The sequence below is a fragment of the Salegentibacter maritimus genome, assembly GCF_016236975.1.
Taxonomy (GTDB): domain Bacteria; phylum Bacteroidota; class Bacteroidia; order Flavobacteriales; family Flavobacteriaceae; genus Salegentibacter; species Salegentibacter maritimus.
Genome location: NZ_JAEHNY010000007.1, coordinates 112,185 through 126,879, shown reverse-complemented (window position 1 = coordinate 126,879; position 14,695 = coordinate 112,185). Strand labels below are relative to the sequence as shown.

12 protein-coding genes are annotated in these 14,695 nt (G+C 37.3%); 2 read left to right on the top strand and 10 right to left on the bottom strand.

The window, feature by feature from the left end; translation table 11 throughout:
* Positions 1-65 precede the first annotated feature (65 nt).
* From I6U50_RS09285 to I6U50_RS09260, 6 genes are all read right to left on the bottom strand, one after another.
* Positions 66-794, bottom strand: a complete 729-nt coding sequence (locus tag I6U50_RS09285; protein WP_193711809.1) for a shikimate dehydrogenase family protein — start codon at positions 792-794, stop codon at positions 66-68.
* On the bottom strand, positions 791-1,816 hold the full coding sequence (locus I6U50_RS09280; RefSeq protein ID WP_198638639.1) for a DUF368 domain-containing protein: 1,026 nt from the start codon (positions 1,814-1,816) through the stop codon (positions 791-793). The genes I6U50_RS09285 and I6U50_RS09280 overlap by 4 nt, the downstream gene beginning before the upstream one ends.
* On the bottom strand, positions 1,803-2,741 hold the full coding sequence (locus I6U50_RS09275) for a DUF368 domain-containing protein (RefSeq protein ID WP_193711807.1): 939 nt from the start codon (positions 2,739-2,741) through the stop codon (positions 1,803-1,805). Before I6U50_RS09275 ends, I6U50_RS09280 begins: the two co-directional genes overlap by 14 nt.
* A gap of 40 nt (positions 2,742-2,781) precedes the next feature.
* Positions 2,782-4,179: a tetratricopeptide repeat protein gene (locus I6U50_RS09270; protein WP_193711806.1), complete on the bottom strand. Its 1,398-nt coding sequence runs from the start codon at positions 4,177-4,179 to the stop codon at positions 2,782-2,784.
* Between the two features lie 179 nt (positions 4,180-4,358).
* Positions 4,359-5,558: an aspartate aminotransferase family protein gene (locus I6U50_RS09265; protein WP_198638695.1), complete on the bottom strand. Its 1,200-nt coding sequence runs from the start codon at positions 5,556-5,558 to the stop codon at positions 4,359-4,361.
* Positions 5,554-7,416, bottom strand: a complete 1,863-nt coding sequence (locus I6U50_RS09260; protein ID WP_198638638.1) for an OstA-like protein — start codon at positions 7,414-7,416, stop codon at positions 5,554-5,556. The genes I6U50_RS09265 and I6U50_RS09260 overlap by 5 nt, the downstream gene beginning before the upstream one ends.
* 272 nt (positions 7,417-7,688) lie before the next feature.
* On the opposite strand from I6U50_RS09260, the gene I6U50_RS09255 reads away from it, so the two are divergent.
* Both I6U50_RS09255 and I6U50_RS09250 read left to right on the top strand, forming a co-directional pair.
* Positions 7,689-8,429, top strand: a complete 741-nt coding sequence (locus I6U50_RS09255) for a ferritin-like domain-containing protein (RefSeq protein WP_193711805.1) — start codon at positions 7,689-7,691, stop codon at positions 8,427-8,429.
* A 27-nt stretch (positions 8,430-8,456) separates the two neighbouring features.
* Positions 8,457-9,290 carry a ferritin-like domain-containing protein gene (locus I6U50_RS09250; protein ID WP_198638637.1) on the top strand — a complete coding sequence of 278 codons (834 nt, stop codon included), beginning with the start codon at positions 8,457-8,459 and terminating at the stop codon, positions 9,288-9,290.
* Between the two features lie 111 nt (positions 9,291-9,401).
* On the opposite strand, the gene I6U50_RS09245 is transcribed toward I6U50_RS09250, so the two are convergent.
* Genes I6U50_RS09245 through I6U50_RS09230 form a run of 4 tightly spaced genes read right to left on the bottom strand, consistent with a single transcriptional unit; the run spans position 9,402 to position 14,655 of the window.
* Positions 9,402-10,673, bottom strand: a complete 1,272-nt coding sequence (locus I6U50_RS09245) for an adenylosuccinate synthase (RefSeq protein ID WP_198638636.1) — start codon at positions 10,671-10,673, stop codon at positions 9,402-9,404.
* A 12-nt stretch (positions 10,674-10,685) separates the two neighbouring features.
* Positions 10,686-11,141, bottom strand: coding sequence for a Fur family transcriptional regulator (locus I6U50_RS09240; RefSeq protein WP_057481434.1), 456 nt, complete (start codon positions 11,139-11,141; stop codon positions 10,686-10,688).
* A gap of 29 nt (positions 11,142-11,170) precedes the next feature.
* Positions 11,171-13,381: a RelA/SpoT family protein gene (locus I6U50_RS09235; RefSeq protein ID WP_198628123.1), complete on the bottom strand. Its 2,211-nt coding sequence runs from the start codon at positions 13,379-13,381 to the stop codon at positions 11,171-11,173.
* Between the two features lie 35 nt (positions 13,382-13,416).
* The gene (locus tag I6U50_RS09230) at positions 13,417-14,655 is read right to left on the bottom strand and encodes a M48 family metallopeptidase (RefSeq protein ID WP_198638635.1); all 1,239 of its coding nucleotides are present in this window, start codon (positions 14,653-14,655) and stop codon (positions 13,417-13,419) included.
* Positions 14,656-14,695: the final 40 nt, after the last annotated feature.

Below are 14,695 nucleotides of genomic sequence, written 5' to 3'. Positions count from 1 at the left end.
TAACTCCAACAAAATTGGGCAAACAATTCGCTTTTTTTGTAAGATTTAAAATAAAAAAAAGGGCTTTATTTATTCCAAATGCGCCAGGCACTTTCAGCTTGTAATTCAAGCATTTCCAATCCGTTTTTAATTTTGGCTCCCTGTTCTTTTGCCAGGACCAGGAGTTGGGTGGTTTCGGGGTTGTAAATAAGGTCGTAAACCAGGTGTTTGTTGGTTAAATGCTCAATGGGGAATTTGGGATATTTTTCTACGTTGGGGAAGGTACCTACAGGAGTAGTGTTAATAATAATGTTGTGGTCATTAACTATTTCCTGTGAAAGATCCTGATAGCTTAATTTTAGCTCTCCCGAAGTTCTTGAAACAAATTTATAGGCAATTCCCATTTTTTTAAAGGCATATGCTATGGCTTTTGAAGCTCCACCGGTTCCCAGGATAAGGGCTTTTTTATGATGAGGTTTTAGCAAGGGTTTTATAGATTCAGAAAAGCCTATATAGTCTGTATTGTAGCCAATAAGTTTATTGCCATTTATTTTTATGGTATTTACTGCGCCAATTTCTTCAGCCTCAGGAGCCAGATCGTCCAAAAAATTAATGATTTCTTCTTTGTAAGGAATGGTGACATTCAGGCCTTGTAGGTTTGGTGTCTCTTTTATAACATCCCGAAATTGGTTTATATTTTGTAAATCGAAATTAAGATACTCGGCATCAATATTTTCTTTTTTAAATTTTTTGCTGAAATAAGTTCGGGAAAATGAGTAACTAATATTTTTACCTAATAAGCCAAAAGTTTTCATTTGATTGCGGGTTTTTGGTTTTTCTTTTCGTACCAGGCGAGTCCTAATACAATGAGTATTCCTATTAAGATAAAGAAAATTGCCAACCAGGTTTCAGCTGAAGAAAAAGTTGGAAAATAGCGGTCGTAATAATCTATTACCCCATTCCCCTGGCTATCCAGAATTATTTCCCCTTCTTTATCTAACTTAAAAATTTTTTCTTTCCATGGCCAAACCACTCCAAGTGATCCTGTAATAAAGCCAATTATGGCGGCAAAAGTATCTTTTTTATAATGTTTTAAAACAAAGCCAAGAACATGCGAGAGTGTTACCAGGCCGGCCAGAGAGCCTGCGCCAAATACCAGGAGTACTTCTAAAAGCCTTATTCTTTCCAGATCTTGTGTAAAGCTAAAATCAAGTAAAATTAGTTCAGACAGGGTGTCGTAAAGGGCATTTACCGAGTCTACGAGCAGTAATACATAATTTCCAAATAGAATAAGAATAAAAGATCCCGAAAGTCCCGGCAGCGTCATTCCCGATACGCCTACCATACCGCAAAAAAATACAAACCAAAGATTGTCGTTTTCTTTTGCAGGTTCAAGGAAACTAATGGCTACCCCGGCCAGTATTCCCAGGAAAACAAATATTAGGGAGCGTTTGCTCCATTCGTCAAAATCTTTACTTATGTAATATATAGAGCCTATAATCATGCCGAAGAATGAAGCCCAAACATATAATTCGTAATGAAGAATTAGGTAATCCAGTAATTTTGAAACACTAAAATAGCTAATAAGCATTCCTAAAATAAGTAAGCTTAGGAATCTCCCGTTAGTATAATGAAACAGACTTCTAAATCGCCCATTTATAAGCAATATAAAAGCCTTGTAATTTATTTTTTGAAGTGAATAAATAAATTCTTCGTAAAACCCGGCCACAAAAGCCACAACACCTCCAGAAACACCGGGAACTTTATTAGCAGCTCCCATGGCCAGACCTTTAAGGACTAAAAGTACTTTATCTGTAAAGGTTCTAGTTTGTTGCATGGGTGTTTTCTGAGCTTTTTGCGGCAAAAGTTTCTAAGCCTAGAATTAAGAAAAATCCTGCGAGCATCAAAATAATAGCAACTAATGTTTGTGGTTCTCCATTAAAATTCCATGGTAAAACTGATGCTTCTTTAAGAACAACTTCTTTGTCTCCATACATTTCGGTTTGCAACACATGCTTCCAGGGCCATATTTTATTGAGAGAACCGGCAATAAACCCGGTTAATACGGCAAGTGTAAGACTACTATAATGTACAAAAAGCCATTTAAGGATCTTAGAGAAACTAAGTAACCCAACTACGGCTCCTATAGCAAAAATGCCCAGGGTTTGAAAATCGAAATCGTGTACAGCATCGGTAAGCTTTTTATAGGCCCCCAGTAAAACCAGGATAAATGCACCCGAAATACCGGGAAGTATCATAGCACATATTGCGATAGCTCCAGAGAAAAAGATGTATATGTTACTATCTTTTGCGGCCATAGGGGGCAGGGATACAATATAGAATGCAATGGCTGCACCAATAACCAGGGCCAGTGCTATTTTAAAATTCCATTTGGGAATTTGCTTGCCTACATACCAAATACTGGCAAATACAAGGCCGAAGAAAAAAGACCATATCATTATGGGATGATTTTCCAGCATATATTTCGCAGCCCTCATAAGAGAGAAAAAACTGATAAGGATTCCAGTAAAAAGTGCTAAAATAAAAGGGCCGTTAAGCTGTTGCCACATGGCTTTAAAACCTTTTTCTTTCCAGGTAGTGACCAATGAAAAATTTACACCGCTTATGGTAGAAATTAATTCTTCATAAATTCCGGTAATAAAAGCAATGGTTCCTCCAGAGACCCCGGGAACAACGTCTGCCGCACCCATTGCCATACCTTTTAAAGTTACAGGTAGATAATCTTTAAACCTTTTTCGCATGTGAACAAATTAAAATTCCGGCTCAAAGTTAGCAAAATAACTAAGAGAGATTTATAAAGGAATTTATAATTTGCTTTACACTTTTTCGGTTAAAAACATTTGGAAATAATTCTTCGATAACAATATAATACTCGGCATCTAATTTTAATCCTCTATTCAAATGAAAATAAGCTTTTTCACCTTCATTTTCACTAAAATATAATCCTGCCAAACGAAATTCAATCTCTGCGGTATTCGGATAAAATTCCACTGCCTGGTTTAGGTTTTTAATAGCGGTATCAAATTCTCCAAGATCTATTAAAATATCACAACGTCTAATCCAGGTCTCCAATTCATAGTTCCCCAGGTCTAAACTTTTTTTATAGCCTTTTTCTGCTTCTTCAAAAAACTTTAGACGATTATTGATTTTGGCGTAGCGTTTCCAATACAGCACATTGTCTTCGTCAATATTTATGGCTTTGTTGATGTAGTACAGGGCTTTCTGGAAATTTTTCTTTTTTATGTAAAAATCGGTGATGGCAATCCAACCTTTATCCAAAAGCGGATCTTCATGTACGCAATCTTTGTAATGTTTAAGCGCAAGCTCATTTAAGCCCAGTTTTTCGAAGCATTTTCCAATTCGTAAATAAGTAAAAGACGTAGGGTCGTCTAATTCTAAGGTTAATCGGTAATTTTCTATAGCTTCGTGATAGCGGCCTAGCTTCTCCAGTACTTTTCCTTTTTCCAGGTAAGCGCCAATAAAATACTCATCGCTTATTATCGCAAAATCGAAAGCCGATAATGCTTTTTCATAATTTTTTAAATCAAAATACTGTTTGCCTACCTGGTGCCAGGCTACTTCACAATACGGATTTTTGTCTAAATACATGTTTAGATATGCGATGGCTTCTTTTTTTTGATCCAGAAAATCAAAACAATACATTACATTGTATAAAGCCGAATAATCTTCTTCATCGGCTTCTAAGCATTTCATAAAACTAAACTTGGCATTTTCAAAGTCTTCAAGGAAGAGATATTCCATTCCAATTAAAGAGTAGATCTCTGCCGGGTCCAGGGTTATATCAAGTGCCATCTTTAACACCTGTATGGCTTTAGCGTGAAGGTCGCGTTTAGAGAGAATTTGTGCTTTTTGAATATAAACTTCTTCGTTAGAAGATTCTAGTTGCTGTAATTCGCTTAGCATAGACTCGGCTATATCCAGCTTATCTTCAAAAACAAGAATTTCAATCTTAAAGAGTTTTAAATTGGTAGAAGTTGGATGTTGCGCCAGGCCTAATTTAACAGCCTTTTTGGCCAGGGCAAATTTCCCGTTCTCTAAATAGTAATTGATAATATCTTCAAATTCGGCCGAATCAAAGAATAAAACATCATTTGTTTTAAGCATAGATTCAAAGCGTGAAAGTGAGAATTTGTTTTCGTCGTTATGGCTTAACTGCATACGTGGGTAATTACGGGATTTCTACTTGCTCACTAAGTGAGACTTAAAATATTTCAACACTTAAATTGAAATTGCCTGATCTTTTAAACTTAATATCTTGAGACGAGCCCAAAGACATTTCTTAAAAATAAAAATGATTATGTTTTAAAAAATCAAAAATCAATATTCTTGTTAACAAATTAATGAACAGTTTGTTGCTGTCTCATTATTTCATCCAATACGTCAATAATGATGCCACAGCCTTCTTTTATCTCCTCTTCCGAAATGGTAAGCGGCGGTGTTATTCTTACTGCCTTTTTTTCGAATAACAACCAGAAAAGTATAAGTTCTTTTTCCTTGCACTTTAAGATTAAATGATTTGTTATTTCTTCAGAATTAGTAATAATAGCAAGCATTAAGCCCATTCCCCTAACTTCTGAAATAAGCGGATGCACCAGTAATTTTCTAAAAAGTTTTTCTTTTTTTAGACTTTCTGCCATTAAGTCTGAACTGGTAATTTCCTTTAAAGTAGCTAAAGCTGAAGCAGCAATTACAGGATTTCCCCCAAAGGTTGTAATATGTCCCATTTTAGGGTTGTCTGAAAGGCTATCCATAATTTGGGCAGATGCGGCAAATGCACCAATGGGCATTCCGCCACCCATTCCTTTTCCTAAAGCAACAATATCGGGAACCATATCAAAATTTTCAAATCCAAAAAGTTTTCCGGTTCGTCCAAATCCAGGTTGAATTTCATCTAAAATCAATAAAGCACCTACTTGTTCACAGCGTTGTTTTATCTTTTTTAAATAATCGTTCTTTGGAAGAATAAATCCGGCACCTCCCTGTATACTTTCCAGAATTACAGCTGCGGTTTTCCTGGTTATTTTTTCCAGATCTTTTTCCTCATTAAACCGAATAAAAGAAATATCTCCCAAAAGCGGCCTAAAAGGCTTTTGGCGTTCTTCGTAATCCATTAAGCTAAGCGATCCCATAGTATTGCCGTGATAGGCCTGCTGGGCAGCTATAATTTCGGATCTTCCTGTATAACGGCGTGCTAGTTTTAAAGCGCCTTCTATAGCTTCTGTTCCAGAATTTGTGAGATAGGTTTTTTCAAGTGGTTTAGGGTAATATTTGGCCAGTAAGCTTGCTAATTCTACGGCAGGTTCCTGGGCGTATTCCCCGTAAACCATTACATGTAGGTATTTTTCAGCTTGTGTTTTAATGGCATGAACCACTTTGGGGTGGCAGTGGCCTAAACTACAAGCCGAAACACCGGCTACAAAATCCAGGTGTTTTTTTCCGTCAGTAGTAAAAATATAGGAGCCTTTTGCCGATGCTACCTCTAAACCTAAGGGATGTGGAGTAGTTTGCGCCTGGTACTTTAAAAAGTCTTTATTAATTGCCTTCGTCATCTTCAGCTTCGTTCTTGTTGTCTTTTTGTGAGTTTTCTGGCTTTATCAAAGGTGTTGGTACTTTCTTTGAAATGCTATCTTTAACTGTCTTTTTTGCTTCTTCGGACTTTTCCTTAATTATTTGCGGGCTTTCTTTTAACTGCGGAATACTGTCTTTTACTTTGTTTTGTAAATCTTCCGGCTTTAGCCTGGACTTGTCATTTAGTAGCATCTCATCTCCTTCATCGCGTTCATCAAAGAATTCGCCTTCTTCTTCAGGTAAAGCTATTCCTTCAATTTTAACCAATTCGGGCTCTGGCTTTCCTTTAAATAAATCTTCCTTAGAAAGTAACCTTTCATCACCACGCCAATTAAAACCAATTAGTTCACGAACATTAAGGGGGAAGTCTTCTTCCGGAGTTAAATTTCCGTCTACGTTCTGGTAATAATAGATATCCTGGATTTCCCGATTTTCAAATAGAATTTTAATAGAACTGGACAGGGTTTTATTTATTCCTATAAGTTCCTGATCGTTATTACGGCTGTAGTAAAGGGTTTCGGTATTTTTGTTGATATCTACCTGGTACAATTCATTATCCTCAAATAAACCAACCAAATCCATTCCTTTTACCTGGTTATAGCCTTCTATAGTGTCTTTCTGAATCAAAAATGCATTATTAAATACCCGCATCGAATCCAATTGTTCTGTTTTGGTATTGCTTTGCAAATGAATAGTGTCCCCCGTCATTTGGCTAAGTCCGCTCCACAGCACCGGACTTCTTTTTTTATCTACAGAAGAAACCGGGCCGCTGTTTAAGTTAATCATTTTGGTAAGGCCGGTTTCCTGGTTAATATGAACCGAATCGCTTTTGCCACTCATATCGCTTTTAAATAAGCGCACGTCATAAAAACCACGAATAATACGTTTCTCGGGTTTCCCGGTAATCATTATGGTATCGCCATGAATAAAAAGCGAATCATTATCCTGAACGCTGGCTGCTACCGCCCTTTTTGTAATAAAAACAGAATCTTTATCTCGAAATACTTCGGCGTAGTGCCCGGTTACAACACTTTTGTTAATGGTATCAATAACCCGAATGTTATTGGTGGCCGAAGCAAAATTTGTATTCCTATTAAAATATAGGCTATCGCCTTTTACCGTTCTGTTATTGTAATCTATCCTGGAGTTTTTTACGAAATAGCCTGTATCGCCACGGGTATCATAAAAACCGCGTTCACAATACACCGTACTGGTTTCACTCTCAATGGTAGATGGACCATACAGGTATGCGTGCCCGGTTTTTCCATAAAAATCAAGTTGTTCTGAATTTATAACATACTCGGGATTGGTAAGCACTACATCTGAAACAAAAGAATATTTATCCTGCTCCATATAATACCTTCCAATATTACTGGTAATAACCCCACCGGTATCTATTACTTTACCACCACTTCGGTAGTAAGCCTGTTGTTTTAGTCTATCAAAAAAAAGACTGTCAGATTCCAGGGTGGTTTGGGGGCGTTTCATCACTACGTCGCCACTGGCAAATGCAAATTGGGAGTTTCCATTATACTCAGCATAGCTACTGTTTAGTTTTACAGTATCGCCTTGCTGCATTCTTACATTTCCGAAGGCTCTAAAAAAATTCTCTTCTTTATAATGAATGGCAAGATCGCACCACACTTCTATACCTTCGTGTTTAAAATACACCTGGTTTTCTACTTTGCTTAAAACAAAAGCTCCTGGATATTTTTCATCCTGGATATTTCTATCGGCACTATAATCAATCTCTTTGGCTTCCTGGGCCTTAACTAAAGAAGGAATGCACAAAGTTGCCAATACTAAGAAAAGAATGATTTTTTTCAAGTCTATAATTTTTTCAAAAGTAATTAAAATTTGGGGGAATAATCTTTTTAAGATAAGGAGGTGTACAATAAGGTGAACCTTGATTTTTTAATGAGTAACATTTTTTTTAGAAAACTTTAACTCTCTTATAAAAACCGTCATTGCTAAGCATACGTAAATATGGTAAATGATCTCTTGAACAATTCAATGAGGCATTGGATAGAATTTTTTTGGTTTCGAGATAAATCCCGGAGCACAATAGATTATCGAGTAAACAACTAAAAACTTAAATTATGGAAAAACCACGTATTAAGGTAGAAGCAGTAACTGCAAAACCTTCAAAAAACAGGAGTTCAAGACGAAAGTTTCTTAAAATGGGCGGACTCGCCATGGCAGGTTCAGGCTTATTGCTCTATGGATGTAGTGATGATGATATGACTCCAGACCCAACTCCCCCGGGAGAAGTTTTTGATCTTGGGAGTGGCGATGTAGGGATACTAAATTATGCATATGCGTTAGAGCAACTGGAAGCAGCATTTTATACAAAAGTCTTAGATGGCTCTTATTGGGCAGGAGCTACTGCTGAAGAAAAATTGATTTTAGAAGATTTATATGATCATGAGGTTATACATAGAGAGTTTTTTAAAGCTGCAATTAGTGCTAACGCTGAAGCCAGCCAGGTGCTGCCAGAGTTAGAATTTGATTTTAGCGGTGTAAATTTTGCAGATAGAGATTCTGTATTATCAACAGCCAGGGTATTGGAAGATACCGGTGTTGCCGCGTATAATGGAGCAGGTAAATTATTGCAAACTCCAGACTTTTTAGTGATTGCAGGTAAAATTGTTTCGGTAGAGGCAAGGCATGCTGCTGCTATTCGTTCTATTTATTTAGAAGATAATACGGCTTTTGCCGGAGACGATGTTATTGATGCTAATGGGCTGGATCTGGCTAAAGATCCGGAAACAATTCTTGGGGAAGTTGGCGCAACCGGCTTCGTGGTTACACCATTTACAGCCAATAATTTACCTAAATAATCATTTTTAACTTTAAAAAACAATATTATGGATATTATAAAATTTTTAGACGAATTTACTTCAGAAAGTCTTACTAAGAAAGCTTCTTCCAGGCGGGAAATGCTGGGTAACCTTGGAAATTTAGGTAAGAAGGCGGCTATGATAGCTGTTCCTTTTGGACTTGCTTCTACCTCTGGAAAAGCTTTTGCACAAAGTAGCGGAAACGATGCCATAGGTGCGTTACAGCTTGCCCTTACCCTGGAATATCTTGAAGCCGAATTTTATATAAAGGCCCTGGATTCTGGAGTATTACCAAGCGGTGGCAGGGCTGAAGCAGTTTATAACCAAATTTCTAAGCACGAAAGTGCCCACGTAGAATTTCTAAAAGCAGGCTTGGGAGATAACGCCGTAGATTCGCCTGAATTCGATTTTACCGCAGGAGGGGCTTTTGATCCTTTTAATAAGAATAATGATATGGCTTACGCCCAGTTATTGGCGTTGGCCCAGGCCTTTGAAGACACCGGTGTAAGAGCTTATAAAGGTCAGGCAGGAAATCTTATGGGAACCGATTTTCTTACTCCGGCATTGCAAATACATTCAGTTGAAGCAAGGCACGCCTCAGAGATTAGAAGGTTGAGAGCCGATGTTTTAAATGAAAACACCAATGAAAATGCACTAGGCTGGATAAACTTAAACAATAGGGGGCCGGGAATGCCGGAAGCTACCCAGGCTGTTTATGACGGGGAAGAAAATATTATGCAGGGAGGCGTAAACCTGGTAGATGCTACCGGCTTTAGTGCCGAAGCAGTATCACAATCTTACGATGAGCCTATGAGTGGACAGGTAGCTCAACAAATAGCCAGCTTATTCATCGTTTCCTAAGGATGAATAAATAATTTAATTCTAAGTTTTTGTTATAGAGGATTTTGTTATGAAAAAAGCCGTTTCAATTTGAAACGGCTTTTTGTTTTTTTTATCTAATAAGATTTTTGATTAACGTGTGATAGTTTGGGTTCTGTCTGGCCCAACTGAAACCAATTTAATCGGAATTTCCAGTTCTTTCTCCAAAAATGCAACATAGTCATTAAACTCTTTAGGAAGTTCCTCTACTTTTGTCATCCCGGTAAGATCGGCTTCCCAACCTTTAATTTCGGTATAAATGGGAGTGATATTTTCTGCTTCAATATTATAAGGCAAGTGGTCAATTTCCTCACCTTTGTAATTATAAGCGGTACATACTTTTAAGGTTTTAAAACCACTAAGTACATCGCCTTTCATCATAATTAACTGGGTGATTCCATTTACCTGTACGGCATATTTTAGAGCTACAAGGTCTAACCAACCACATCTACGCGCACGACCGGTTGTAGCACCAAATTCGTTTCCAACACGTCCCATAGTTTCACCGTCCTCATCAAAAAGTTCGGTAGGGAAGGGGCCGCTTCCAACTCTTGTGGTATATGCCTTGAAAATCCCATAGGCCTCACCAATTTTATTTGGTGCAACTCCAAGACCTGTACAAGCTCCAGCCGCAGTAGTGGTAGAAGAAGTTACAAACGGATAGGTTCCAAAATCTATGTCTAATAAAGATCCCTGAGCACCTTCAGCTAAAATAGTTTTACCTTCTTTTTGTGCCTGGTGCAAATAAGCTTCACTATCTATAAAAGTTAGTGATTTAAGAGTTTCTACCGCATTAAAAAATTCCTTCTCCAATTCAGCAAGATCGTATTGCACGTCTACATCGTAGAATTTGATCATTTTCTCATGCTTGTCGGCCAGGGTTCTGTATTTTTCTTTCCAGTTTTCCAGTTCCAGGTCACCTACACGAATTCCGTTTCTCCCGGTTTTGTCCATATAAGTTGGTCCAATTCCTTTAAGGGTAGAGCCAATTTTAGCCTTTCCTTTTGAAGCTTCAGAAGCTGCATCCAGAAGTCTGTGAGTAGGTAGGATTAAATGTGCTTTTCTGGAAATAAATAATTTAGACTTATAATCTATATTATTTTTACTAAGATTATCCAGTTCTTTTTTAAAAATTACGGGATCTATCACCACACCATTACCTACAAGGTTAATGGTTTGATCATGAAAAATTCCTGAAGGAATTGTATGTAAAACGTGTTTTTGCCCATCGAATTCGAGGGTGTGTCCTGCGTTTGGTCCTCCCTGAAATCTTGCAATGATATCGTATTTAGAGGTGAGTACATCAACAATTTTTCCTTTGCCTTCGTCACCCCACTGGAGACCGAGTAGTAAATCTACCGCCATTGAAATCTTAAGTTAATTGGTTGTTTTTTTGTTGCCGTAAAAATATAAAGAATGTTTGGTAATTTCTATATCAAACACCTCTTCAATTGTTTTTTTTATGGACTGAATGCGTGGATCGCAAAATTCTATAACCTCACCGGTATCGGTTAAAATAACGTGATCGTGTTGCCGGTCAAAATATGACTTTTCATATTGCGCCTGGTTTTGCCCAAACTGGTGCTTTCTAACCAAGCCGCATTCCAGCAATAATTCTATAGTATTATAGAGGGTTGCACGACTTACCCGGTATTTTTTGTTTTTCATTTTAATGTAGAGTGATTCTATATCAAAATGATCGTCGTTATTATATATTTCCTGAAGTATGGCAAAACGTTCGGGGGTTTTTCTATGCCCTTTTTCCTCCAAATACTTGGTGAACACGTTTTTAACTACTGCCTGATCGTTCTTATTTACAACTTTTTTGCTCATAATTCTTTGTAGCTTACAAAGGTATAGGATTATTCACGGCTAACCTTATCGATGCCGTTAATTTTTTTAAGGCGGTTAATAATAGTGGTGAGTATGGCATTGTTCTTTACTTTGAGCGTTATTTCACCGCTAAAGACGCCATCTACACTTTCAAAACCTACCTTTTGCATATTTACATTGAGGTTGCTCGAAATTTCTTTCGTTACCTCGCTCACCAAACCTAAGTTATCAATTCCGGTTAATTTTATAACAGCTTTAAAGTCTTGCTGAGAAGAATCTATCCATTTTGCAGGAATAATCCTGTAGGCATAATTACTTTGAAGCTGAAGTGCATTGGGACAATTTTTCTTATGTACTTTTATACCATCATTTACGGTTACAAAACCAAAGACCTGGTCTCCGGGTATTGGATTGCAACAATTGGCCAGTTTGTATTCTAAAGTTTCATCTTCGTCCCTTCCAAAAACAAGCTGGTCGAATTTAGAGGTAATTTCATCTTTATTGAGATCTTCAGCAATAACCGGTTTGGTGATTTTACGTTTAATATAGCTCACCAATGCGTTGCTCCTGGATGAAGCAAACTCCTTAAGTTTTTGATTGTCTATTTTACCAATTCCAACCCGATAAAATAAATCCAGACTGGTTTTTAAATTAAAATGAACGACTAACTCATTAATTACCTTTTCATTAAAAGGAATTTTTTGCGCGCGCAGTTTTCTGGTGAGAATAGCTTTGCCTTCTTCGGCTATTTCACGTTTTTCATCTTTTAAAGAAGATTTTATTTTAGCCCGTGCTCTTGCCGTAGTGGCATAGTCTAACCAGTTTACGTTTGGTTTTGCGTTTTCGGATGTTATTATTTCAACCTGGTCGCCGCTTTTTAACTGATGGCTTAAGGGGACCAATTTATTATTAACCCTTGCACCACGAGTTTTTAAACCAATTTCGGTATGAATGCTAAATGCAAAATCTAAGGGGGTAGCCCCTTTAGGCAGAGATTTTAGATCTCCTTGTGGTGTAAAGATAAATATCTCTTTAGAGTAGAGATTCAGCTTAAATTGCTCTACAAAATCTACTGCATTAACATCTGGGTTTTCAAGAGCCTCCTGTAGCCTGTTTAACCATTCTTCAATTCCGCGGTCTTCTTTCGTGTCCCCTTGCTTATATTTATAATGTGCAGCATAACCTTTTTCGGCAATTTCATTCATTCTATGACTCCTAATTTGCACTTCTACCCAACGGCCTTTTGGTCCCATTACTGTAATATGCAGGGCTTCGTAACCGGTAGATTTTGGAGAAGAGATCCAGTCTCGAAGACGGGTAGGATTAGGCCTAAAATGGTCGGTAACTATAGAGTAAATTTTCCAGGCAAGAAATTTTTCGTTGGCCTGGTCGCTTTTATAAATAATTCGGATAGCAAATTTATCGTAAACCTCATCATAACTCACATTTTGAGCCTTCATTTTACGATGTATAGAATAAATAGATTTAGGCCTTCCTTTTATATCGTAATCCAGCTCTTCCTGATTAAGGGAGTCTTCAATAATTTGTGAGAACTCTTTTATATAGGCATCCTGTTCCTCTTTGCTTTCTTTTATTTTTTTAAGAATATCCTGGTAAACTTCGGGTTCGGTATATTTTAAGGAGAGGTCTTCCAGTTCGGTTTTAATATTGTAAAGACCAATTCTATGTGCCAACGGAGCATAAATATATAGCGTTTCGGAGGCAATCTTTTCCTGTTTGTCACGTCTCATTGCATCCATGGTTTGCATATTATGCAACCTGTCGGCAATTTTGATAATGATTACCCGAATATCGTCGTTGAGCGTGAGTAGCATTTTCCGAAAATTCTCAGCTTGTAACGAAACATCTTTATCTTTCTTTAAGCTGGATATTTTTGTGAGTCCGTTAACGATGGTCGCCACCGTTTTTCCAAACATTTCTTCTATATCCTCAAGCGTATAAATTGTATCCTCAACAACATCGTGCAGGAGCGCCGCAACAATAGAAGTGGCGTCCAGGCCAATTTCGGAGGCTACAATTTTAGCCACAGTTATGGGATGGAAGATATAGGCTTCGCCAGATTTTCTTCGTTGATCTTTGTGTGCCTCAACAGCGGTATCAAAAGCTTTTCTAATTTGCTTTTTATCCTCGTCGTTTAGACTGCGATAGCTTATACGCAGTAGCTCTTTATACTGTCGGGCAATTTCTTTGTTTTCTTTTTCTATAGCAGCTTCTGTCATAATTTAAAAGTACGATTAAGATTATAAAGAAACAACTACAAACTGCGCTTTAGATTTTTAAATCTTTGCAACAGGGTAGGGTGTGAATAGTGCATAAAAACATAGGCCTTGTGTGGCGTAAGATTACTTAAGCTGTTTCGGCTAAGTTTTTTTAAACTTGAAATTAAGGGCTGGGCTGCATAGGTTTCTTTTGCAAAATTATCGGCCTGGTATTCAAATTTTCGTGATAAATAATTCATCAATAAACCGGTAATTTCTGAAATTGGACTATACAGTATTCCAAAGGCAATTAAACCAATATGAAAACTTGGTTCTTCTACGCCCAGGGCCTGGGATAGTACAGGGCTTCCTACAAATAAAGAAAGAAGCCATAAGGTAAAACCTGTGATTACAATAGAAGCAACTAAATTTACCAGGATATGGTTTTTTTTATAATGTCCAACTTCGTGAGCCAGTACTGCTACAATTTCTTCTTCTTCCAGGTCTTCTACTAAAGTATCAAAAAGTGTAATACGCTTTTCGCTGCCAAATCCTGAAAAATAAGCATTTGCTTTAGTGCTTCTTTTAGAACCGTCTATTATAAAAATATTATCTAATTTAAAACCTACACTTGCTGCATAGGTTTCGATTTTGGTTCGTAAAGATCCTTCCTCCAGGGGGCTTTGCTTATTAAATAAAGGCACAATGAGTTTTGCATAAAACATATTAAGAAATACAGAAAAAACAGCCACAAGTATCCAGGCATACCACCAGAAATCGCTACCGGCAAATTGATAAAACCAAACGATAAGTGCCAGAATTCCACCGCCAAGTACCGCCATCATTAGCCAGCCTTTTATCTTATCTAAAAAGAAGGTTTTTTTAGTTGTTTTATTAAAACCATATTTTTCTTCAATTACAAAAGTGCTGTACCAGGAAAAAGGCGTGGTAAGAATATCACTGCCTATCATTATAATTCCGAAGAAAATCAGGGCTACCAGGATATCATTATCGGTGAAATTCCGGGCAATCCCATCTACCCAGGCAAATCCATCAAAAACAATAAACCCCAAAGTGAGCAATACCGAAAAACTACCTGTTAAAATACCAAATCGGTACCGTTCTTTCTTATAAGCTTGCGATTTTTCGTACTCTTCCGGGGCGTAAACATCATCAAGTTCCTTTGGGATGGGATCATCAAAATGTTTTGCGTTAAGTGCATCCAAAATTTTATCGATGATAAAATCGATAATAATAATGCCAATAATAATATAAAATAGGGTTTGCGGATTCAAATGATTTTAGTTTTAATGCTGAATTATACAATACAACTCC

What these genes read in the sequence shown, in the direction of transcription:
- I6U50_RS09245 (WP_198638636.1), bottom strand. Translation starts at nt 10,673, where the DNA reads ATGGCGGTAGATTTACTACTCGGTCTCCAGTGGGGTGACGAAGGCAAA.
- I6U50_RS09285 (WP_193711809.1), bottom strand. Translation starts at nt 794, where the DNA reads ATGAAAACTTTTGGCTTATTAGGTAAAAATATTAGTTACTCATTTTCC.
- I6U50_RS09250 (WP_198638637.1), top strand. Translation starts at nt 8,457, where the DNA reads ATGGATATTATAAAATTTTTAGACGAATTTACTTCAGAAAGTCTTACT.
- I6U50_RS09275 (WP_193711807.1), bottom strand. Translation starts at nt 2,741, where the DNA reads ATGCGAAAAAGGTTTAAAGATTATCTACCTGTAACTTTAAAAGGTATG.
- I6U50_RS09280 (WP_198638639.1), bottom strand. Translation starts at nt 1,816, where the DNA reads ATGCAACAAACTAGAACCTTTACAGATAAAGTACTTTTAGTCCTTAAA.
- I6U50_RS09270 (WP_193711806.1), bottom strand. Translation starts at nt 4,179, where the DNA reads ATGCAGTTAAGCCATAACGACGAAAACAAATTCTCACTTTCACGCTTT.
- I6U50_RS09255 (WP_193711805.1), top strand. Translation starts at nt 7,689, where the DNA reads ATGGAAAAACCACGTATTAAGGTAGAAGCAGTAACTGCAAAACCTTCA.
- I6U50_RS09240 (WP_057481434.1), bottom strand. Translation starts at nt 11,141, where the DNA reads ATGAGCAAAAAAGTTGTAAATAAGAACGATCAGGCAGTAGTTAAAAAC.
- I6U50_RS09235 (WP_198628123.1), bottom strand. Translation starts at nt 13,381, where the DNA reads ATGACAGAAGCTGCTATAGAAAAAGAAAACAAAGAAATTGCCCGACAG.